This window comes from Streptodolium elevatio (genome assembly GCF_053592165.1).
Genome location: NZ_JBSFVE010000031.1, coordinates 25164 through 45327, shown reverse-complemented (window position 1 = coordinate 45327; position 20164 = coordinate 25164). Strand labels below are relative to the sequence as shown.

The window sequence follows — 20164 nt, the reverse complement described above, 5'->3', positions numbered from 1 at the left end:
GCGGGGGCGGGCGTACGGCGGGGCGGTCAGTCGAAGTAGCTCTCGCGGGGGCCCTGGCGGACGGTGTCGAGGGTGACGCAGTGCAGTCCGCCGCCCAGCGCGCGGGCGTGCCGCAGGGTGTGCGGGAGCACGTCCACCCCGTGTCGCTCCAGGGCCGTGATGAGGTCGGTCTGCGCGGCGTCGACGACGGCGAGTTCCGGGCTGAGCATGAGGAGGTTCATGCCGATCCACGGCGAGCTGAGCAGCGGTGTCCCGGCCCGGGCGGGGATGGTGGCGGTGTCGCGCATGGGCGGGCACCAGATGCGGTCCCACGAGCGCAGCGGCGCGGGGATGCCGTCGTCGGTGACGCGTTCGGGGTTGAGGACGACCAGGCCGGGCCGGATCAGGGCGATGGTGCTGTCGATGTGGGTGTACCGGTACACGTCGCGCACGGGGTGGACGGTGTAGTCCCCGAACCGGTCCAGCAGGGTGCGCAGCCAGCGCAGGCCGGCCTCGTTGCCGGACGCGGACACAAGGTAGAACAGGTCCCGGCCGCAGCGCAGCACGTTCGCCGCCTCGAACGCGGGCTCGCCCTCCCCCAGCGTCGGGCGGCCGAATGCGTCGTCCGGGTACAGGTCGTCGGCCAGGCGCGGCTTGGGTGCCGCGACCCATGCCGACCCTCCGCTCGCGTGGCGGGCGAACAGGTCTTTCAGGGTGTCGAGTTCGTGGTAGCGGGCGCGCATCGGGCTGGGCGTCTCGATGATCGTGCTGCCCACGATGAGCGCGAGGTCGCGCGGGCAGTACCCGTACAGGCCCGGGGTCGACCAGTGCGGGGTGGCGTGCGGGCGGGAGTGGTCGACGGTGGCGGGCCGGTGCACGCGGACCCCGAGGCCGGTCAGCGCGTCGGCGAGCGCGTCGAGGTCGTCTTCGCTCTCCTCGATGACGCGCCGGTCGACCGGGCCGCCGCGCACGCCGGCGAGCTGGTCGGCGGTCAGGTCGCCGTACAGGTTCAGCCACGCGGAACGGTCGCGGTGCGGGTCGGGGAGGTACGCGCCGCGGGCGGTGCCGACGACGACCTCGGCCAGCGGGCTGAACTCGTCGTGCGAATGGGCGGGCCACACGCCTTCGTTCGACTGGTTCGCCTGGTTCGGCGTCGCGCCGATCGGTCTCGTGTACACGGTCGCGGCGTCGTGGCCGGGGTGGGCGGTCGTCGTAGGGCTGGTGGTCAGGGTGCGGGGCATGGCGGGCGTCCCTTCGTTCCGGGTGCGCGAGGGGCGTGGGAAAGCCGGGTGGGTCAGGGCAGGGTGCGGACGCCGCGGCGGGACCGGTGCGCGGCCAGGTCCGCGCACACCATGGCGCGCAGCAGCCACCGGTCGGTGCCGTCGTAGCGGGCGGTGAAGGTCGTGCGGCCGTGCACGGCGCGGCGGTTGTCCAGCACCAGCACCTCGCCGGGCTCCAAGACGTGGCCGACTGCGGTGGCGTCTGCGGCCTCTGCCGCCAAGTGCAGCGCGTACGCGGCGTCCCGGTCGCCGGGGTCGGCGGGGTGCAGGTAGATCGCGTCGTAGCGGATCCGCGGGTCCTCGTCCGGGCCGGACAGCACACAGACCTTCTCTTCGCCGCCGGTGTCCTCGGACGGGTGGTGGACGCCGTTGGTGTGGGCGGTGTCGGGCTGTACGGCGAACCGCGGTTCGCGCAGGACGCGGGCCCAACGGTCGCCGACCATGCGGCGGATCGCGCGGGCGGAGGCGAACTGGGTGACGGCCTCGGGGGCGCCGCGCAGGCACAGCAGCGCCAGGTAGTGGCAGCGGTCCGGGCGGTGCGCGTCCTCCACGTGCCACAGCAGGTCGGTGCTGTCGCCGCTGGTCTGCGCCACCCGGTGCTCTTCGACCGGCAGGACGTGCTGGACGATCCGCCCGCCGTACAAGGAGCGGAAGCTGAACGGCTCCCCCAGCAGCGACGCCACGCCCAGCAGCGCGAGCGCCGCGAACCGCGCGTCGCCGCTCACCGCGGACGGCGTCAGCGTCCCCGGGGTCAGCCCCAGGTCCGGCAGGTCCGGGAGCAACCCCCGCAGCAGCAGCGCCTCGTCCGGGGCACCGTGGGCACGAAAGCGCGCGACGGCTCGGTGCACATCCGGTGGGAGGCCGGCGGCCATCACGGCGCCGTGTTCCGCCCACGCGGCCCGGGCCCCCTCGTCCGGCATCTCGTCGGCGCGGCCCGCGTCGTGGGCCAGGGCGCGCAGTCCGGCATGCGCGGACCGGTCAACGGTCACGGTGGCGTCCGGGTCCAGGGTCCGGGCCTGGGCAGGGCCCGCGCTGTCCGTTCCGGGGTATGCGGATGCCTGCGCCATGAACCTCACCAGCCTTCTTGCTTCGGGGTGGTCGGCGCCCCGGGTGGCGTGGCAGGGGCGCCGCAGCAAGCGGGCCGCCGTGTCCGGTGAAACGGCGCTGCCGACGCGTCGGCCCGTGCCCCCAGTTCACCGCCGCACCGGGGTGCGGGACGAGGCCGCACCGGCGGACACATCACCGGACACATCGGTGCCGGCCGCGGTGTCCTGGTGTCCTGCCGGGGTGCTGGTCGGTAGCGTGGACGGGCCGAGTTCTCGGGGGTGCCGATGGCCCAACATCCGGTCAACGCGCAGCTGGTCGCCGCCCGGATCGCCCGGGACTGGCACACCCAGGACGACTTCGCCGAGGCGTACGAGAAACACGCGCGGGCCATGAACGAGCAGGCCACCATCTCCATCCGGCAGATCCGGCGCTGGGAGTCCGGCCGGTGCGGCTGGCCGAACCGCGACGCCCGGCGTGTCCTGGAAGCGTTGTTCGGGCAGCCGCTGGAAGCCCTCGGGTTCCGCAGGCCCCCCAATCCGAAGGCCCCCTCCCCCGCCGGGCTACCGCAGTTGGAGGACGACGTGCGCCGTCGCGCTTTCCTGGGTGGTGTCGGCGGTGTCCTGGCCGGTGCGCTGCCGCTGTTCGACCTGGACGCCCTCGACCACCTCACCGCCGCCACCCACGACGCCCGCCGCTACAGCGACCACGCCCTGGTCGCCCACCTGCGGGGCGCCCTGGACGAAGCCGCCCGCGTCGACGGCCGCACCGGCCCCCGCCGCGCGCTGCCCGCCACCCTCGGCATCCTCGCCGCCGTGAACACCACCGCCCGCCACGCCCGCACCGACGTCCGCCGCGACCTGCTCGCGCTCGGCGCCCGCGGCGCGGAACTCGCCGCCTGGCTCCACAAGGACGGCGGCGCACCCGCCCGCGACACCGCCTACTGGCACCAACAGGCCAAGGAATGGGCAACCCTCGCCGACGACGGACCCATGCACGCCTACGTCCTGCTCCGCCAAGCCCAGGCCGTCGACCGCGACGACCCCGCCCGCATGCTCGACTACGCCCGCGCCGCCACCACCGGACCCTGGACCCTGCCCCCGCGGCCCCGCGCCGAAGCCCTCCAACAGGAAGCCCGCGCGCTCGCCATGACCGGCGCGCCCGTCGACGACGTCGACCGGATCCTCGACCGCGCCCATCACGCCCTCGACCAAGCCGCGCCACCTACTGCGGCGGCCACGTGCACCGGTCCTCTGGGCGGCAGCTACACCCCCGAGCGGCTGATGGTGCAGACCGCGATCTGCTACCGCGAAGCCGGACACCCCGACCGCGCCGTCGCCGTCTTCCGGCACCACCTGGTCACCTGGGACGCGTTCGCGCCACGCGACCGCGCGTTCTTCACCGCCCACCTCGCCGGCGCCCTCGCCGACGCCGGAGAACCCGACGCGGCGGCCGAAACCGCCCTCCACGCCCTCGACATCGCCGCGGCCTGCCGCTTCGGCCAAGCCCTCACCGAGCTGCACCGCACCGCCGCCCGCCTGTCCACCCACCAGGAGCGGCCCGCCGTGCGCGAGTTCCGCGCACAGCTCGCCGTCGTCTAGCGCCAGGGCACGTCAGTGTTCGGCTCGTGCGGTTGCGGCGCCAGGTACGCGCGGACCCGCGCGATGACCTCACGCTGCCAGATCTGGGTCTGCGGGTCGGCATACCCCGGGTCGTCGTGAACCGCGAACCCGTGCTGCGCCCCGGCCACTTCCACCAGCTCGGCGCCGCCGCCGAACAGCGGCTGGAACCGCCGCGACAGCTCGACCGGCACGAACGTGTCCCTGGTGCCGTGCACGATCAGCGTCGGTGCCCGAACCGCGCCCAGCACCGCGGGCACGTCCCACAGCAGGACCTCGTTCAGCAGCGCGCGGCCCAACTCGAACGGCGAACGCTCGGTGAACCCGTCCTCGGTCAACCGCTGCGCCCCATCCGGGGACAGGTAGTCGTCGGACCAGCCCGGCCGCGAGGTGGTGTACCGCTCTCGGTAATCCAGACGCGGATTCAGCAAGACCAGCCGGGCCACGTCGTCAGGCCGCCGTCCGGCCAGCAACGCGCACGCACCACCGGAAAACGACGCCGAGATCACATCGACCGGGCCGCTGTTGCCGATCCGCCGAAGCACCTCGTCGATGGCGGCCCGAACATCGTTGGCGACAGCGGCGATCGTCAACTCCGCCTCGCGGCCCTCACTCGCACCGTGCGCCCGCAGGTCAAACCGCAGACTCGACACCCCGGCGTCGGCGAGTCCTGCGGCCAGCCGCGTGAAGAACCCGCCCTCCTCACGCGTGACACCCGACCCATGCACCAGCACGGCTCCCCTGCCCGAGGGCGAACCAGCGGCTGTGAAAGTCCCCTGGAGCGTTACCCCGTCCAACGACCGAAACGCTACCTCGATGTCGTCCACGAACTCAGGCTATGCCTCCTCTGTCCAACCCCGGACCAGCATTCGTACGGATCTGCCAGTCGGAGGCAGCGCATCGTTGCGTCTTCCATCGCCGGACGCCCAGGTGGGGCGCGAAGCTTGCGACTCACCTGGGTCCTACGCGTGGGTGTCGATGCGCAACGCGGGGCTGGGCGGCCATGTCGTCGATCTAGCTGCCTGCCCACGCGGGTACGGTGCGTCGACTGATGCCGGACAGTTCGGAGAGGCGGGTGGCGCCGAGGCCTGCGGCGTGGGCGCGTGCGAGGAGCGTGCGGAGTGTGGCGTCGGAGTCGTCGACTTGCCGTTGCAGGACGTGTCGACGAACTCCCTCGAGGCCGAGGTCCTGTTCGGCGGTGAGGGTGGGCTTGGGATTCGCTTCCTCCCAGTCGAACATCGCGTCCGTGAACTCCCGCCAGCGGTAGCGCTCCGGGGCTTTCGGCTCGCGGTTGACGCACTTTGCGTAGCTGTTGGCTACGTCTGTCGCACGCTCGAGTTCGTCTGCGGGAACCGGTTCGGGCCGGAGGGTCACGGGGGTGCTGAGGTCCCACCACGCCAGGTGGAAGTAGTGGTGGCCGGGGGCAAGGTGGGCAAGGCCCAACTCGTACGCGCAGTGCCCGCATGACCGCGCGACCAACTGGCGCTCGTGTACGGAGAGTCGGGTATGGCGTGTGCGGTAGGGGCACAGCGTCGCAATCGACCACGTGAGGAAGTACGCGGCGTGGGGGCCGCGGTGGCCGCAGGCGTCGGCGTCGCGGTGAGGTGTCACCCGCAGCACGATGTCGTGGACCGGTAGGGCCTGGCCCTCCCTGCTGATCTTCACCTCGGTTTCCTCACGACGCAGAGCGGCCACGAGCGCCTCGGTGGGCGCGGCGTTGGCGAGTTCATCCACGACGACGGTTGCAAAGACCACGGGGAGCGCCTGCTTTCACGGTCGACGGGAACGGCTTCGCGTTCCGCGTGGGCCATGGGTGTACCAAAACGGCGTGAGGCGCAGCAAAACGTGACACTCGATCGAGTGGTCCACACCGGGAGTTCGCGGCAGACTCCGCCGGAGGCGCGCTTTACCGCGGTAAAGGATCTGGTATTCCTAACGTGTCGCAGTGACTTCATCTGACGCGACGTTAGTAAGGTACCCACCATGACTTCCCCTTCAAGCGACCGCGAGAAGGTCGTATCCAAGCTGCCGGGGTGGCTGTGGCAGGCGCTCAAGGTCCGAGCAGCCCAGCACCGCACCGACATCCAAACTGCGGTCGAGAAGGGCATCTCCGCCTGGCTCGCCCTCGCCTCCGCCCCTGGGGCCGTTGACACCTCCGGCGCCGAGTCGTTCTCCACGCTGCTCCCCCGCGGCCAATGGAACGACTTCCGCCAGGCCGCAGCCGACCGCGGCGTGTCCCTGACACAGGGACTGGCCCAATCCGTTCACCTCTGGCTGGAGACGAACCCCGCCCCCGCGGCACCCCGCGCAGAGCACCCGCGTCGACGCATCGTCTGCAATCAGAAGGGCGGCGTCGGAAAGACGGCCGTCTCTGCCGGCCTCGGCGAAGCCCTTGCCGAAGACCCCGACGCGCTCCATCCGGTGCGGATCTCTAAGCACTTCGCCGCCCTGCTCGACCAGGACGCCAGCGACACCGTCGACCCGCTGGACTTCGAGGAACTACCTGGGCTGGGACGCCGCACCCTGCTGGTCGACTTCGATCCGCAGCGCCACCTCACCAGCCAGCTGGGCCAGAACGAGATTCCGATGGACCCGGACGTCGACAGCCTCAGCAAGCACATGTCGGGTGAAGCCAAGAAGGACATCAGGGACCTGGTCGTGCCGATCCGCGACGACCGGTACGGCGGTCGCTTGGACCTGTTGCCCGGGTGCCAGGACGGCTTCCTGCTGGACGTGGCCCTGTCGAAGGTGCGGTTCCGTGAGGCCGCCCTCGAACGTGCGCTGGCTCCCCTGGAACAGTTCTATGACGAGATCGTCGTCGACTGCCCCCCAAGCCTCGGTCTCAGCATGGACGCTGCGCTCTACTACAGCCGCCGACGCGAAGGCGAAGCCCCGGGCAGCTCCGGCGCATTGATCGTCGTCCAGGCCGAGGACAGCAGTGCGGACGCGTACGACCTCCTGATCAGTCAGATCGAAGACCTACGCGACGACATGACGGTGGAGATCGACTACCTGGGCATCGTCGTCAACATGTACGACCCGAGGCGCGGCTTCATCGCCACGTCGTCGCTGCAGAACTGGTTCGACATAAAGGACCCGCGCGTGGTCGGCGTCATCGGTGAACTCACCGACCAACGCAAAGCCGTCCGACTGAAGAAGCCGCTGCTGTCCTATGCCCCGCGGGGCGAGCAGGCCGCCACGGTGCGCGCACTGGCCCGGGAGATCGCATGACGCGTGTATCCGACGAACTCGGCACCGGTTCCTCGTTCGCACGCGCCCGCGGTGGCGTCAGTGCCCGTCGGCAGGCCGTGGCCGCCACCACCGGCGCCGCCACTGCCGGGACGGCGGACAGCCGACTGCGGACACTGGCGCTCACCCAGTTGGTGCCGACCCGGTTCAACCCGCGCCGGAGCTTCGGCACCGAAGAAGCGCAACGCGAGTTCGGGTTGAAGCTGAAGAAGAAGCAGCTCCAGCCTGCCGTCGCGGTGACGCGGGAGGCCTACCTCGCACTTTGGCCCGACGAAGCGGACAACGTCGGGAGCGCGCCCTACGTCATCGCCAACGGCGAACGGCGCTGGCGCGGCTCCCGGGCTGCGGGGCTGCCGACCCTCGATGTGGTGGTTGACGACGAGGTCGCGAAGTCGCGGGCTGACTTCCTGGACGCTGTCCTGTCCGAGAACAACGATCGTGAGGACCTCGACCCCATCGAGCGGGCCCTGGGCATCAGGACGATGACCGAGGAACTGGGCGGTAAGGCGAAGGTCGCCGAGTACTACGGAAAGTCCCCCGGGTGGGTCACCCAGCAGATGTACCTGCTCGACCTCGCTCCCGACCTGCAAGTCCTGGTCAGTACAGGGGATCTGCCTGTGCGGGAGACACGCGAACTGGCGAAGCTTCCAGCCGACGAGCAGGTCGACGCTTGGCAAGCGCGCCACGCCGTGCGGCAGGAGCAACAGGCCCAGCCCAAGAAGCGCCGGAAGGCGTCCGACGCACAGGCCACTTCGGACGCGGCGGAGGGGGAGCAACGCAAGGATGCGGGCTTTACCGCGGTAAAGCCCGAGCGGCAGCCCGCTCTCCCTCACCAGGCATCGTCAGGCGACTCGGTCAGCTCGCCTGTTGATGTCGCCGACGGGTTCGCCGAACTTGAGGCGGCCGTCGACCTCGCCGGGCGACTCGCTAACGCTCTTAAGGCACTGCCCGCCTCGTGCGAAGCGGCGAACCGGGCCGACAAGGCACGCGCTGAGGCCCTCGTGTCGAGACTGCACGAGCACCTTGAGACGGCGATCCAGCAGCTGCCTCCCCCGCTGTAAGCCGCTAGCAAAGCGCACCAAGCGACTGAGGCCCCGGCTTCCGAACTTCGGAGGCCGGGGCCTCAGTCATGTGCTGTTGGGGGAGTGGCCCACGCATCCGCAGCTCTACTCCGCAGTAGTGGAGCGGCGCCGCTGCTGCTCCGATCATCCGGGGCACAGGGGTTGGCTTTACCGCGGTAAAGGCCGACCAGGCCGTGGAGAGACGCGTCGCCTCGTGCCCTCGCTAGAGGTTCGCATCGAACCTCCAAACGCAGAAAGGGCCCCTGCCCACCAGAGCAAACCGGTGGCAGGGGCCCGTGTTGGCGTACGTCGCGCTGCAAAACGGTGAGGGGCTAGCCGTCGGAGCGGGCGCCGGTCAGGTGCGCCGTGCCGTGTTCAAGCGCGAGGTTCAGGTAGACGGCGACGTCGCCCGGGTGGGCGGGGTCGGCGGGCAGCGGCAGCGGGAACTCGCGTCCGGTGCGCGCGGCGGCCGTGTCGGATCGGAGGAACGCGACGCCGTACTCCCAGCCGCGGCCGGGGGTGAACATCGCCAGCCATGCGTCTTCGTCGGTCATCGCGTGCCAGGTGCGGTGCGGTTCGGGGATCTTGGGGGTGAGGTCGATCCGGATCCCGTGGTCGGACATCTCGGCGATGGTCCAGCCGAAGCCGTCGTGCAGGCTCTCGATGACGGCCGCGACGTAGTCGCCGGGCGGGTGGTTTCGCCAAGAGCCCCAGTCCGGCCACGGCGCCGGGTCCGGCTTGTCGTCGGCGGGGTCGGCCAGGCCGGGGAAGTCGCTGGCGTCGACGGACAGGAGCCACGCCCCGCCGCGCTGCACGCTGGTCCGGGCGTCGGCGGGGCCTGCGGCGAGGTGGGCCCCCGCCAACAGGACCGCCTGGAAGAGGTTGGCCGCCGGTTGCGGGCGTGGGTCAGCGTGCCCGGGGCGGGTGAAGGTGATGCCGGTCTCGGCGGCGAGCGCGGCGGCGGTGATGCGGGCGACGCGGACGCCGTCGCGGTCGACGTGAACCACCGCGGCGTCGCGGCGGTCGAACCAGGGCCGGATCTCGGCGAGGACCTCGAGGATGCCGTCGCCGACCTGGACGCGCGGCAGGGGAGCGGCCCCGGCCGCCGCGTCCTTTTCGGTCGCGTACGGGGTGAGCAGGTAGGTGCTGGTCACGGGTTCCCCTCCGGGGTCGGCGTGGTCGTGGGGTGCAACGCGGGCGGCGCGGCCGCGGTTATGGGCATCTCGTCCCAGGTGCGGCCGTCCAGCAGGCGGCCGGCGTCGGTAGGGCGGTGTCCGCCCCACTGAAGAAGAACGGGTTCGGGTGGATTCGCACAGGTCGCGGATCTGCCGGACCCAGTCCCGGTCGACCGGCCGGTGGCGGGGACCGTTCTCCCGACTACCGCTGCGCTCTGCGTGGCCGCCAGGGAGCCGAGGTCCGGGAGTACTTGCCGTTGGTGGCTGCTGGCATGATCGACCAATGCTTCGCCATCTGCGCTACTACTTCGATGAGGAAGACACTTGGTTCTTCTACGAGGTCGACTCCGAAGGCTGGACAACCCGGCAGGTGGAACTGGAAGGGCCAAATCGACGCGCGATAGCGGCAGCCTCACTCGCTGAGTTCGAGCACATTCGCGATACCCGGGGCTGGGACGCAGCAGGCGTGTACACCGCCAAGTACGGGTGCACCGCCGAGGGGCAGGCCGGGAAGGAAGAGGACTGGTCGGCTGACGATCGCCCCGAGTACATCTCCGCAGAGGAATTCGAGGCGCACTGGCGGTCGGCGCGCCTGGCCATCGAGACGCGTCGGTCCGCGCTCGACTGACTTCCGCCCGGGGCCAAGAGCAAGGGGTGGCCCTGGCACACACGACTCATCCCGGCTGCGAGCGGCTCATGACGAGTTCAGAGCGGACGAGTTCCAGGATGCGGCCCATCCAATTGCGCCCTCGATTGTCGGACCCGTCCCTCCAGAACGGGGACTCCGAGAATCCTGTGTAGCTGATCCTCGCGTCCCCGGTGGAGACCAGGACCTCCGCAAGGCTCGGGTGCTGAATGAACTTCGCGCGCTGCAAGGCAGCCATGACGGACAGCCGCAGCAGCGGCCAGTCCTCGCGCCGCACCGCCTGCCCTCCGAGTTCGTGTGCCTCGCTCGGGGTCGCCGCGTCACGGATCCTGTCGTGGTCGTCGGTGTCGGCGGCCGACAGCGCCCAATAGGCGTGCAGCACGGACGCGTACGTCTTACCGCCGTAGACCAGCGGGACCGGGTACTCGTTGCGGAGTGCGAACAGGCCCGGAACCTTGGGCCATTCGCCCGGATAGCTGGTCTGATGCGAGGTCACGACCGCCCGGCCGGCCTCCTCGGGTTCGTCGGCGTGCTGCACGGCACGGCGGTCCTGCTCGCGGGCGACCGCTGCGGATATGCGGTTGAAGTAGTCCAGCGCGCCTTGGTGCAGGTCCGCTGTAGCCACCGGGCCGTCCCCGCTCACCGCCTCGCCGATGTCGGTGGACAGGAGGCGCAGCGGACGGTCCTGGTTGTCCATGTCTCCCAGGACGTAGATCCGCAGGTGCGGCGGCACCGCGAGATAGGCGTCGCGCAGAGCCGACCGCCGCTCCTCGGTCGGCGATTCCTGATAACTGTGGATCGCATCCCGGCATCGCTGTGCTGCGGTCGGCCGTCCGTTCAGTGCTTCGATGCGGTCTGCGACATCCACGAGGAACCCAACGGAGGTCAGCGGCTCGCTCCGCCGCGAGAGCCACTTCGACGGTTCATCGGGGAGCGGGGGACGGCCCGGATCCGTCACGGCGATGCGGCCGCCCGCCAGTGCCTTCTCCAGACCGTCCAGGTCGTAGCGGTCCCCGCACACAATCGCGCCGTCGGCGAAAACGACCAGATCCTCCACCCAGTACTCGCCTTCCGGCAGATACCGCCGCCAGACGTGACACCACGTGCCGTCGATCCGCTCCCCATCCACCATTCGATATGTAGGTCCCCGCCACGTCATTCAGGCAAGCTACCGCCCCGACGACGATCTTGGTCACCTGCGCGGCGCCGAGCGCTGGCGAGCTGACCTGTGGGTCCTCTCGATTGCGCGCGCCGAGGCACAGTCAGCAAGCGGGGCACGGCCACCTGGGGCCAGCCACCCAGCCCGGGAACGCGGTCACGTGATCAGCCAGGATCAAGGCCGACGCGGCTTGAGTGCGAGCCCGTCAAGGCACCCACGCTTCCACTTGGCGGCGTCGGTGACCGGATCCAGCTGCACGCCTATTTCGAGCATCATCTCGCACCAACCTGCGGCGTTGGCCTGGCTGATCGGAGCAAAGCCACTCGTCGTGTCATATCCCAGTTCGTAGGAAGACCTCGGGGTGCTGGCCGCCGGTGTTGACGAGGAACACCCCAGGACAGCCAATAGGCACACCACGGCACCGAGAGCGGCGCCGACGGGGGTGCGGCTCGGAAAGTTGTCTCTGGCAACGCCCATGGCGGCGGACGCTATCAGCCCAAGATCAACACAGTTCATGAACTCAAGCAACGATCTCGCGCCAGTGGACCGGAAGTTGCATCAGAAGCACACTCACCGCCTACGTCCGTTCGTTGGTGCAGAGAAGCTTGTAGAAGAACGGGGTGCGGGTGGCCGCGCACAGGTCGCGGATCTGCCGCACCCAGTCCAAATGGACCGGCCTGTAGCCGGGGCCGCTCTCGCCGCCGACGATGACCCAGCCGATGCCGTCCAGGTCGAGCGCGGACAGCGGCCCCAACAGTGGCTCCAGCGACAAGAACCGCACCGCAGCGGGCACCTGCCGCAGGTCGTCGACCCGGTGCAGTTCCTTCGCGGATTCCACCGACACCCCGGCCCAGACGTTGGCTGGCCACTCCAGCCGGTCGGCCAGGCGCCGCAACCGGCGCGACCTCTTGGTCAGCAGCTGGTAGGTGTGCCTGGGGGTGTCGGCCATCACCGCGAAGACCTGGTGGATGAACGGCTCGGGTACTCGGGCGTGGAACAGGTCGGACATGCTGTTGACGAACACCCGGCGCGGCTTCCGCCACCGGTACGGCACGGCCAGCGCGTCGGGGTGCACGGTGACGCCGAAGCCCGGGCCGGAGGTGCGTGGGTCGCCGTCGTTCCGGTACTTCGCCGAGCCCATCGCCTTGAGCCGCTTGGCCAGGGTGAGGGCATAGCAGTGATCGCAACCAGCCGAAATACGGTCGCATCCGGTCACCGATTCCCGTGAGTTCAGGAATTCTGTAGGGAGCATCATGCGAACCCGCGGGCGGAACGCGGCTGACAGAAGAGATGACGTTGGGTTCAGCTCTCGAACCGGAACGCCGCGAAGGAGGTGCTGTTCCGGCTGCGGTTGAGTACCTATCTCTGAACCCGGCTCCGCAACTTGGTGGATGGGCGATCGACCGGCTGGCGAAGAACCGCCGCGTAGTTGACGTGTCGTCGGATGATCAGGGGCAGCCCGGAGGCTCTGTGTTCGATCCGGCTCCGAGGGACCGCCGCCGCGCCAGGTCCATGTGGCCGTGCGTCAGGTACGGAAGATCAGGTTCGTTCCGGTGGTGTCGAGCCACTCCCAGTACTGCCTGTGGCCATCGAGCTGCCGCTCCTTGAACGCCCAGTGCGCGACGGTGGGGTTGCCGCCGGCATCGAGCATGTGCAGGTCGAGGACGTAGATGTCGTAGTTGGCGCTGCCGACGGAGTGGACGAACCGATCCGGGGGAAGGCCGCCGAGGCGTTCGGCGACAACGCTCCAGCTGTCGCCATCATGGAACTCCAGGGTGTTGCAGTCCAGGCCGCCGCCGATGCTCTCCCAGCCGTTGCCGAGGCTGTAATGGATGGCCCAGAAGTCACGGACCGGCCGGGGCACCGGACCGGACAGCAGCGGTACGACGGCCGTGGCATCAGCGATATACGGAGCCGAGCCGACCACCAGAGACAGATGGAAGTCCCGTGTCGGATCAGCGAAGCGTTCGAGGGAGTCTGGAGTGGCGGCGAGTTGCTCGGGTCCGTCGTCACCGCGCTTCCAGGTGAGGTAGCCGAGGGCGGGGGTGTCGTTCTCGTCAAGCAGCAGGGCCAGGCCAAGGGTCCGGTCGTGAGCGGCGGCGACGAACCGGGGCGCAAACCCGGCGACCGGCGCAAACACCTGGGTCAGCGCCTCGGCGAGGCCCGCGTCCGCAGGGATACCCCAGGGGTTGTCCGGGAAGGGAACGTCCCCGACACCGCCGCGCAGAAACAGTCCGGCCACGGTCGAACGCTGGCCGTCGTGATGGGTGTCGACGATCTCCTGGACCAGGTCGACGCGTCGGGCCGCCAGCATCGCCCGCTCCAACCGCCCGCGCCGCTGGTAGTCGTCTCCGGCCGCGTGGAACGCGGCGCGCAGGTCGGCCGCGACCGGATCCGGGATCGGATCCGCGGGCGCGGCCGCTGCCGAATAGCCGCCAACGAACGGCTCCGTGGCCGGCGCGTGTTCACCCACCGTGTCGAAGGTGACGCCGGGAAACCGTTCGGGAAGGCCACCGATGTCTGCGAGCCGGGTTCCGGGCAGGCGGACGAAGCGCAACGCCGGCAGCGTGGCGATCACGTCCAGGTCGCGGACCGGGCAGCCAAAGAGGCCGAGGGCGTCCAGCGTTGCCATGCCGGCCAGCGGTGTCAGGTCGCTGACCTGCGTCCCGTCGATGAACAGGCGTTCGAGACGCAGCCCGGACACGGGGGACAGATCGGAGAGAGGACCGCCGGAGACGGACAATATTGACAACCGCGTCAGGTTGGACAGCGGCGCGAGGTCGGTGATCCGAGTGTCGTCCAGCTGTACAAGCCGCAGTTGCGTGAGCCGAGCCAGCGGATCGATGTCACGGACCGGGGCCTCGATCGACAGGCTCCGGAGCTTGCGCGCAGGACGCAGGACCGCGGCGAGCGCTGCGACGTCGAGGCCAGGGCCCGACTTCACGGACAACCGCCGCAGATTGCGCAGTTGAAGCAGCGGCGTCAGATCGGCGGGCCGGTGCAGGTTCAGGCTCAGCCCCTCCACCGCGTCGAGCGCCTCCTGCGGGATCGGGCCGCTGCCGACTCCACATTCGGAACGGACGGCCCATTCGACGCTGCGGTCCGGTGGCAGGCTCACGTCGTGCCGCGGCGCCCGGGCGTACGCGTACCGCGCCGGGTTGCCCCGCGAGGGGTATCCCTGCTGCTCGTCGGGGGACAGGTCCGCCTTCCATCGCTCGTAGTCCCGCTCCTCGGCGGCCAACCGCGCTTGCTCAAGGCGTTCGCGCGCCCGCTCGTGAGCCGAGACGCCGAGCGGCTCGCCGACGATGGCGGCAAGGAGGCGCTGCTCCGCATCGGGCTCGGGGAAGGCGGCACGCTGCTCCGAGGATGCGATCGTGCCCGGATGCCAGAACGCGACGTCACCGGCGATGACGTGCTCAGCTTCGGCGACCGGCAGGGAAGCGAGTTGCCGGTCGAACTCGTCCAGAGCTGCGTGCAGGTGCTCCTGCACCCGGGTCTCCGTCTCGTCTCGATGGGCGAGGTAGGAGTCCCACTCGCAGGCCAGGTTGGTCTCGGCTTCGTCGACGCGTTCCAGGAAGAACCTGAAGGTCTCGGTGGCAGCGAGTCGCTCGTGCTCCGCGACGATCCGCTCACGCAAGGACGCGTGGGAGGAGCCCTCGACACCAGCTGTGCGTGGACCTTCCGCCCCGGCAATCCCGATCAGGCGGACTTGGTCATCTTGCAGCTCCAACGGTGTCTCTCTGCCGAAGAGGTTGACGTGCACCCGCACCCGATCGTCCACATGTGACACCAGCACCGCCGGAAGGCCAGCGAACGGACCGTCGGTCACCTCGACTTGAATCTCGGCCATCGCGACTTCGCCCCTCGGGAAAGCTGTGGGTTGCAGGCAACGATCGAGGTTCTACCACCCGACAACGACAGCCCCGACGAGATCGGCACGAAGCTGTCTCCCGGGACGCCCAACAGGTGGTCCGTGGCGTTCATCCCGTCGGGGTCACGCCAGTTCAGGATCGGGATCCGGCAGTTGGTTCAGCTCGTGGCATCGCGCCCGTGGACGACGCCGGTGTAGCGAACAGCAGCGCTCGTGGTCATGTTGAACAACGTGGCCAAGTGCAGAGGATCGCCGCGTGTGGCCTGGGCTTCGTCAAGGATGCGGTCGGTCCGAAGTTCCGAGATGGTCAGGCCCAGATCACGGAGGCGAACTGTCAGCCATGTGTGGGTGGCTGGGCCGGTCTCGTTGGCGGTCGTCAAGTTGACGAGCAGGTGCGGGTTCGCTGTCCGGGGCCACTTCGCGTGCCTCAGCCGCAGATAGTCGACCAGCGCCTGGCGGGTGTAAGCATCAAGCGGGCGGCTGGCGCCGCGAAGCGTGATGCGGTTGCTTGTAAGGTCGACGTCCTCCATGCGAACCGAGCGGATCTCCACCGCAGTGACAGCGTGGATGGCCGCCAACGCAAGGACGATGCGCAGAAGCGGGTCGTCCGCAGCGCTCGCGGCTGCAGTTGCCAGCCGATGTGGGGCCAGAGGTGCGGGAATCGAGCGGTGATTTCTGCCGAAGAGGATCTGCCGCATGGGGTTCGTGAAGATCACCCTTCGGGCCTTCAGCGCCGTGAACAGCGACCGCAGCGCGCCGATGGCCCATGCCCGATCCCGCGCGCGGCCGTCGAGCCAGAGCTGGCAGTCCTCATGCGTCACCTCCCGCAGCGTTGTATAGCCGCGTTCGGCGACGACCCAGGCCAAGAAGAGGGCGGCCAGACGTACGTGGTTGAGCACTGTCTGCCGGGCCCGGGGGCGGGCTCGCGTGCTGCCGTCGCGCATGAGCGCGACCCATTGGCCGACCTCGTCCTGAATGGCCGGCGGCAGCCGGGCCAACTGGCGTCCGACCCACTTGGTGAGGACGTCCTGGCGGTCGTCGTGCAGCAATTCCAGGTCCGCAAGCACCTCCTTGACACGTTTGGCGGGCAGCTTGCGGTCGGTCAGCTGCTCGACCGTGGTCGCGAGGATCGGCTCAAAGGGTTCGTGGGTCGCAGTGAGGATGGTCAGCCCCCGCTTGGTCAGCCGCAGGACCACCTTCGACCAGCCTCGGATCTGCGCGAACTCCTCCGCTCGGGCCAGGACGAACGCGGTGAACTCCGGATGGGGGAGCGTCAGGCCCCGAAAACGGACGCCGCGGATGTCGCGTGGGACCGTGCAGCACGTCAGCTGCTCAACGTTCGGCCGAGGCCGGACCAGACGCGGACCCGGGGCAGCGGTCAGCACCGGCGCAGGCTTCGCAGGCAGCCGTGCCGCTCGGACCATGTCCGCGAACCGCAGCTGATAGCCGGTCTTCGTCGGCGTGCTCAGGTCGATTCTTGTCTTGTCGCCGGACGGATGGTTGAAACTCGCCTGAACGCGGCATGGGCGGCAGTAGCCGGCTTTGCAGGCCATCTGCCGTTGGCAGCAGCGGCAGGTGTCCACGGCATAGACGTGTGCCCAGCCGTGGCAGGCCTGACAGACGTCCGTATAGAAGTGGTCACCCCAGGCCAGGCAGTCCTTGCAACTGGACACGGGTCGTCGCGGACGAGGCATCTGATCAGCGCGGTGGTGTCGAACGGCCGAGGTGGCGTCGCACGATCGGCTGCGGACGGTCGCCTCCTGCAGCCGGTGCGGCCGCGACGCCGTCGGCCTGGGCCCGGCGTTCTGCCGCCTTCTCCGGTTCGGGAACGAGCAGGTCTGCCGGGGTGCAGTTGAGGACGGCGCAGATGACATCGAGGTCGTCGAGTCGGATGCTGACCGGCTGGCCGGACCACAGGCCGGACATCTTTCCGGCGCTGATCACCAGCCCGGCGTCGGCAAGCAGCCGCTTGAGTTCGCTGGCCTTCCAGATGTCCCGCTGAGCGGCGATCATCCGCAGGTTCCACTTCATCGAAGGCTGCCTTCCAGGCGTGCTCCTGCGCGTTGGCCCGCGCGGAGCCACGCATCCTCGATGTGCGTCTTGGTCACGTGGACGTAGATCATCGTCGTGTGGAGCCACTCGTGCCCGAGCAGTTCCTGGAGGGCAACGATGTCCATGCCCGACAAGTAGAGGTCCGAGGCCGCGAAATGCCGCAGGACGTGCGGAGTCAGCCGACTGTGGTAGCCCGGCAGATGCGACGCCGCCTTCTGTGCAAGGGAGTTCCGCAACGTGTCGTCGTCGACGCGCCTGCTCGTTCCATCGGGCTCACGGCGTTCGGACGGAAACAGCGGAGCACCGGGGCGGTTGACCTCGTCGTCGAACTCCCATCGCGGCCCCTGAACCCACCACTCCAACAGCTCCCGCGCCCCGTTGATCAACGGCACCAGGCGCTCCTTCTTGCGGCCGCGCGTCCCCTTGCCCTTCAAGAGGATCTTGCCGAAGCGCCCCAGGTGCCAGTGGATGTCCGACACATCGGCCAGGCACAACTCCGACACCCGGGGACCGATCATGCTGGTCAGCCGCATGGCCGTGTAGCTGCGGACCGTAGGCGCGTACTTGCGTGCAGACTCCAGGTCGTCGCGCCAGCCGCCGAACAACCGCTCGACCTCTGCAGCGCTCGGCGGGATCCGCAACCGCATGTTGACCGTGCCGCGGGGCCGGTTCACCTCGTCCAGAGGCGACTCGACGACCACCCCCGTTGCCGCGTGGATCTCCGCTTGATGACGCAGTTCCAGGAACTCGAAGAAGATCGCGAGCGCCTGAGCCTTCCTCACCTTCGTCGTCTGCAGAAGTGCGCGCTGGCTGCCCCCGAAGAAGCGGTCCACATCCTGCGGGGACATCTCCCACAGAGGCCGGCCCAGCCACTCGCGCACTTCACAGATCGCGGAGAGGTCCTGACGGATCGTCTTGTCCACCATCCCCGCTGACGCTCTGGCCAGCACAAACTCGGAGAGCAGATCCTGCTCGAAGGCCTCGACCTCGGCCGTGGTCGTCAGCCGCAGTTCCGGGCGCAGGGCACGTACCGCCGCCAAGCTCATGCGCGCCCCCAGCTCACCATGCGACCCGATCCATCGGGATTCACAGGCAGGCAACCAGGAATCGTGAAACCTCTTCAGCGCTTCCTGAACGCTTCACCCGAACGAGTCACGCCCAGGCCACAGGCCAGACGGACACCGCAGCACGACAGCAAGCCGCGTGGAACTCACGGAACCTGCTCCAGGGTTCCACGTCGCGCCCGGCGAACCGTCGTCGCCGCGCGTCCACTCGATCGTCGTCGTGGTCACCGCGTCGCCCCCGTCCTGTCACCCGACAAGAGTGGAACCGGCACCAGGCCGGTCTTGAGGTAGAGCGGGTGCCGGGGCTGCCCGTCGTCGGTGGCGGCCAGCTGGTGCGGCTGTACGCCGAGGCGTTCGAGGAGGTCCAGGACGTCGCGGCCGCGGTCGCCGCCGCGTGCGCCCCACGCCACGACGGTCAACGGATCGTCCGCGCATTCGGCGAGGTACGCGTCGTTGTACGGGCCTATCGGGTCGGTGTGCCGGGCCAGTTCGGCCGGGTCGGTGGCGCGCAGCGCGAACAGGTTGCGCACGACCAGGCCGCCGTAGCCCCACGCCTTCGCGAACCGGACGCACCGGCGAATGGTGGGGTCGTCGCTGAGGGCGTCGGCGGTGGACGGGTTCAGCATCACCCAGCCCACCGCCGGGCCCGGCGCCCAGCGGCGGGTCAGCTCGTAGCGGTAGGTCCCGCACGGGCTGAGCACCGCGGACCGGTGCACCACGGGTTCGGCGGCCGGGGCGTGGTCGAACAGTGCCGGGGAGTCGGTCACGGGGTCGCCTCCTTGCGGGTGGGCGGGTTCGGCCACGCGGTGAGGGCGTAGCAGGCGTCCAGGTCGTCGACCCGCAGGTGGCCAGCCTTGCGCCACGGGACGCGGCGGCGGGCCAAGTCGATGAACCTCACCCGCATCGGGCGCGCGGCGCAGGCCGGGAGGACCTTGGTGATCCGGATCCGATGGGGCGTCTCGGCGGTCGGGACGAGCCCGTCGCCCAGTTCCCAGACCTGGCTGGGGCGGGCGAGGAGCCACGCGGTGCCGGTGGCGGCCAGCTCGCACGCGGCGCGGAACGCCGCGCCCTCGTCCAGGAGGTCGTGGCGGCGGTACGTAGCGGCGAGGGCGTGGACGGCTTCGGCGGCGCCGTGCGGTCCCAGGACGGTGTCGATGCGCCAGGAGCGCGCGGGCGTCGTCACAGCTGCGGCCTCTCGGTGCCCGCCGTGACCGCGGCGTCTTCGGCGGCCTGGCGGGCCTGGTAGCGGGCGGCCATCCGGTCGCCGAACCGGGCGATCAAGCCGTCGTTGCTGGTGTCGGCCTGAAGGCCGGCGATGGTGCGGGCGATCGGATCGGCGTTCTCGGGCAGCGGGGTCTGTGGCGTGCGGTGAACGTGCGTCATGCTGGGGTTCCTGCTCTCTCCAGGTTGGGCCTTGAAGGGCGGGCTGGGGCGGCCGACTGTCTTTGCGGGAGAGGCGGCCGCCCCGACGTAACGTCCCGCCCCCTTGCGCGCATCGCGCACGGGGGCGGGTGTGGTTGTGCGGTCAGACCAGGTCCAGGACCGTGACGGGCACGGCGCCGGGGACGTGTTCGGCGAGAGGCCGGTAGGTCCAGACGTGGTTGTCCTCGTCGGTGCCGGCGGTGAAGACGCCCCAGGCGTGCCGGATTTCGGGAACCAGCGGGCCCAGCCGCGCGGCCGCGGGGAGTTCGCCGTAGGTGCTCTTGTCGAGGGCGAGGAACGCGGCCAGGACCCGGCGCGGGCTGTGGTGCCCCAACGCCAGGAACCCGTGCGTGTGGTCGTCGTCGCCGGGCGCGGCCACGGCGATGCCGTGGTGGACGGCCTCCATATCGCGAACGGTGGGAATCACTCTTGCTCCTGAGGTGGTGTCGGGCCGGGCTGTCCGGTCCTCCGCACCGCCCCACCGCCATGCGGTGGGGCGGCACAGGGAACCGCCAGGAGCGGCAGTGCTGTTCCGCGCTGGTC

General features: G+C 69.8%; 19 protein-coding genes. 4 read left to right on the top strand and 15 right to left on the bottom strand.

Annotation, left to right across the window (positions count from 1 at the left end):
* Nucleotides 1-26: 26 nt before the first annotated feature.
* Both ACWD12_RS36675 and ACWD12_RS36670 read right to left on the bottom strand, forming a co-directional pair.
* The gene (locus ACWD12_RS36675) at nt 27-1220 is read right to left on the bottom strand and encodes an inosamine-phosphate amidinotransferase 1 (RefSeq protein ID WP_450103232.1); all 1194 of its coding nucleotides are present in this window, start codon (nt 1218-1220) and stop codon (nt 27-29) included.
* 53 nt (nt 1221-1273) lie between these two features.
* Entirely contained in the window at nt 1274-2326 is a 1053-nt protein-coding gene (locus tag ACWD12_RS36670; protein ID WP_450103231.1) for a TauD/TfdA family dioxygenase, read from the bottom strand.
* 264 nt (nt 2327-2590) lie between these two features.
* On the opposite strand from ACWD12_RS36670, the gene ACWD12_RS36665 reads away from it, so the two are divergent.
* Entirely contained in the window at nt 2591-3904 is a 1314-nt protein-coding gene (locus tag ACWD12_RS36665) for an XRE family transcriptional regulator (protein WP_450103230.1), read from the top strand.
* Here ACWD12_RS36665 and ACWD12_RS36660 read toward each other — a convergent pair.
* Both ACWD12_RS36660 and ACWD12_RS36655 read right to left on the bottom strand, forming a co-directional pair.
* On the bottom strand, nt 3901-4749 hold the full coding sequence (locus tag ACWD12_RS36660) for an alpha/beta hydrolase (protein ID WP_450103229.1): 849 nt from the start codon (nt 4747-4749) through the stop codon (nt 3901-3903). The two genes, ACWD12_RS36665 and ACWD12_RS36660, sit on opposite strands and share 4 nt — an antisense overlap.
* Nucleotides 4750-4936: 187 nt before the next feature.
* Nucleotides 4937-5677, bottom strand: coding sequence for a hypothetical protein (locus tag ACWD12_RS36655; RefSeq protein WP_450103228.1), 741 nt, complete (start codon nt 5675-5677; stop codon nt 4937-4939).
* 228 nt (nt 5678-5905) lie between these two features.
* Here ACWD12_RS36655 and ACWD12_RS36650 point away from each other — a divergent pair, with 228 nt between their 5' ends.
* Both ACWD12_RS36650 and ACWD12_RS36645 read left to right on the top strand, forming a co-directional pair.
* Nucleotides 5906-7153, top strand: coding sequence for a ParA family protein (locus ACWD12_RS36650; RefSeq protein ID WP_450103227.1), 1248 nt, complete (start codon nt 5906-5908; stop codon nt 7151-7153).
* Nucleotides 7150-8232 (top strand): ParB/RepB/Spo0J family partition protein, encoded by a 1083-nt coding sequence (locus ACWD12_RS36645; protein WP_450103226.1) that lies wholly within the window; start codon nt 7150-7152, stop codon nt 8230-8232. The genes ACWD12_RS36650 and ACWD12_RS36645 overlap by 4 nt, the downstream gene beginning before the upstream one ends.
* A gap of 332 nt (nt 8233-8564) precedes the next feature.
* Here the strand turns inward: ACWD12_RS36645 and ACWD12_RS36640 are convergent, their stop codons facing one another.
* Nucleotides 8565-9386, bottom strand: coding sequence for a hypothetical protein (locus ACWD12_RS36640; RefSeq protein WP_450103225.1), 822 nt, complete (start codon nt 9384-9386; stop codon nt 8565-8567).
* Nucleotides 9387-9690: 304 nt separating this feature from the next.
* Here ACWD12_RS36640 and ACWD12_RS36635 point away from each other — a divergent pair, with 304 nt between their 5' ends.
* Entirely contained in the window at nt 9691-10035 is a 345-nt protein-coding gene (locus tag ACWD12_RS36635; RefSeq protein ID WP_450103224.1) for a hypothetical protein, read from the top strand.
* Nucleotides 10036-10081: 46 nt separating this feature from the next.
* Here ACWD12_RS36635 and ACWD12_RS36630 read toward each other — a convergent pair whose 3' ends face one another.
* The 10 genes from ACWD12_RS36630 to ACWD12_RS36585 all read right to left on the bottom strand — a co-directional run bounded on the left by ACWD12_RS36630 (nt 10082) and on the right by ACWD12_RS36585 (nt 20048).
* A complete protein-coding gene (locus tag ACWD12_RS36630; RefSeq protein ID WP_450103223.1) occupies nt 10082-11185 on the bottom strand; it encodes an NADAR family protein in 1104 nt (367 codons plus the stop codon).
* A 604-nt stretch (nt 11186-11789) separates the two neighbouring features.
* Complete coding sequence (locus ACWD12_RS36625) at nt 11790-12464, bottom strand: DUF5131 family protein (RefSeq protein ID WP_450103266.1); 675 nt, start codon at nt 12462-12464, stop codon at nt 11790-11792.
* A gap of 273 nt (nt 12465-12737) precedes the next feature.
* Nucleotides 12738-15062, bottom strand: coding sequence for a hypothetical protein (locus ACWD12_RS36620; protein ID WP_450103222.1), 2325 nt, complete (start codon nt 15060-15062; stop codon nt 12738-12740).
* A 179-nt stretch (nt 15063-15241) separates the two neighbouring features.
* A complete protein-coding gene (locus ACWD12_RS36615; protein WP_450103221.1) occupies nt 15242-16756 on the bottom strand; it encodes a hypothetical protein in 1515 nt (504 codons plus the stop codon).
* A gap of 25 nt (nt 16757-16781) precedes the next feature.
* On the bottom strand, nt 16782-17114 hold the full coding sequence (locus ACWD12_RS36610) for a helix-turn-helix domain-containing protein (RefSeq protein ID WP_450103220.1): 333 nt from the start codon (nt 17112-17114) through the stop codon (nt 16782-16784).
* A complete protein-coding gene (locus ACWD12_RS36605; RefSeq protein ID WP_450103219.1) occupies nt 17111-18181 on the bottom strand; it encodes a tyrosine-type recombinase/integrase in 1071 nt (356 codons plus the stop codon). The genes ACWD12_RS36610 and ACWD12_RS36605 overlap by 4 nt, the downstream gene beginning before the upstream one ends.
* Before the next feature lie 242 nt (nt 18182-18423).
* On the bottom strand, nt 18424-18966 hold the full coding sequence (locus ACWD12_RS36600) for a DUF1643 domain-containing protein (protein WP_450103218.1): 543 nt from the start codon (nt 18964-18966) through the stop codon (nt 18424-18426).
* On the bottom strand, nt 18963-19382 hold the full coding sequence (locus ACWD12_RS36595) for a hypothetical protein (protein WP_450103217.1): 420 nt from the start codon (nt 19380-19382) through the stop codon (nt 18963-18965). Before ACWD12_RS36595 ends, ACWD12_RS36600 begins: the two co-directional genes overlap by 4 nt.
* Nucleotides 19379-19582 carry a hypothetical protein gene (locus tag ACWD12_RS36590; RefSeq protein ID WP_450103216.1) on the bottom strand — a complete coding sequence of 68 codons (204 nt, stop codon included), beginning with the start codon at nt 19580-19582 and terminating at the stop codon, nt 19379-19381. Before ACWD12_RS36590 ends, ACWD12_RS36595 begins: the two co-directional genes overlap by 4 nt.
* 142 nt (nt 19583-19724) lie before the next feature.
* The gene (locus ACWD12_RS36585; RefSeq protein ID WP_450103215.1) at nt 19725-20048 is read right to left on the bottom strand and encodes a hypothetical protein; all 324 of its coding nucleotides are present in this window, start codon (nt 20046-20048) and stop codon (nt 19725-19727) included.
* Nucleotides 20049-20164 lie beyond the last annotated feature (116 nt).

Excerpts from the sequence above, each read along its gene's own strand:
- ACWD12_RS36620 (WP_450103222.1), bottom strand. The coding sequence starts at position 15,062 with ATGGCCGAGATTCAAGTCGAGGTGACCGACGGTCCGTTCGCTGGCCTT.
- ACWD12_RS36665 (WP_450103230.1), top strand. The coding sequence starts at position 2,591 with ATGGCCCAACATCCGGTCAACGCGCAGCTGGTCGCCGCCCGGATCGCC.
- ACWD12_RS36610 (WP_450103220.1), bottom strand. The coding sequence starts at position 17,114 with ATGAAGTGGAACCTGCGGATGATCGCCGCTCAGCGGGACATCTGGAAG.
- ACWD12_RS36670 (WP_450103231.1), bottom strand. The coding sequence starts at position 2,326 with ATGGCGCAGGCATCCGCATACCCCGGAACGGACAGCGCGGGCCCTGCC.
- ACWD12_RS36645 (WP_450103226.1), top strand. The coding sequence starts at position 7,150 with ATGACGCGTGTATCCGACGAACTCGGCACCGGTTCCTCGTTCGCACGC.
- ACWD12_RS36630 (WP_450103223.1), bottom strand. The coding sequence starts at position 11,185 with ATGGTGGATGGGGAGCGGATCGACGGCACGTGGTGTCACGTCTGGCGG.
- ACWD12_RS36675 (WP_450103232.1), bottom strand. The coding sequence starts at position 1,220 with ATGCCCCGCACCCTGACCACCAGCCCTACGACGACCGCCCACCCCGGC.
- ACWD12_RS36605 (WP_450103219.1), bottom strand. The coding sequence starts at position 18,181 with ATGAGCTTGGCGGCGGTACGTGCCCTGCGCCCGGAACTGCGGCTGACG.
- ACWD12_RS36625 (WP_450103266.1), bottom strand. The coding sequence starts at position 12,464 with ATGCTCCCTACAGAATTCCTGAACTCACGGGAATCGGTGACCGGATGC.
- ACWD12_RS36635 (WP_450103224.1), top strand. The coding sequence starts at position 9,691 with ATGCTTCGCCATCTGCGCTACTACTTCGATGAGGAAGACACTTGGTTC.
- ACWD12_RS36650 (WP_450103227.1), top strand. The coding sequence starts at position 5,906 with ATGACTTCCCCTTCAAGCGACCGCGAGAAGGTCGTATCCAAGCTGCCG.
- ACWD12_RS36590 (WP_450103216.1), bottom strand. The coding sequence starts at position 19,582 with ATGACGCACGTTCACCGCACGCCACAGACCCCGCTGCCCGAGAACGCC.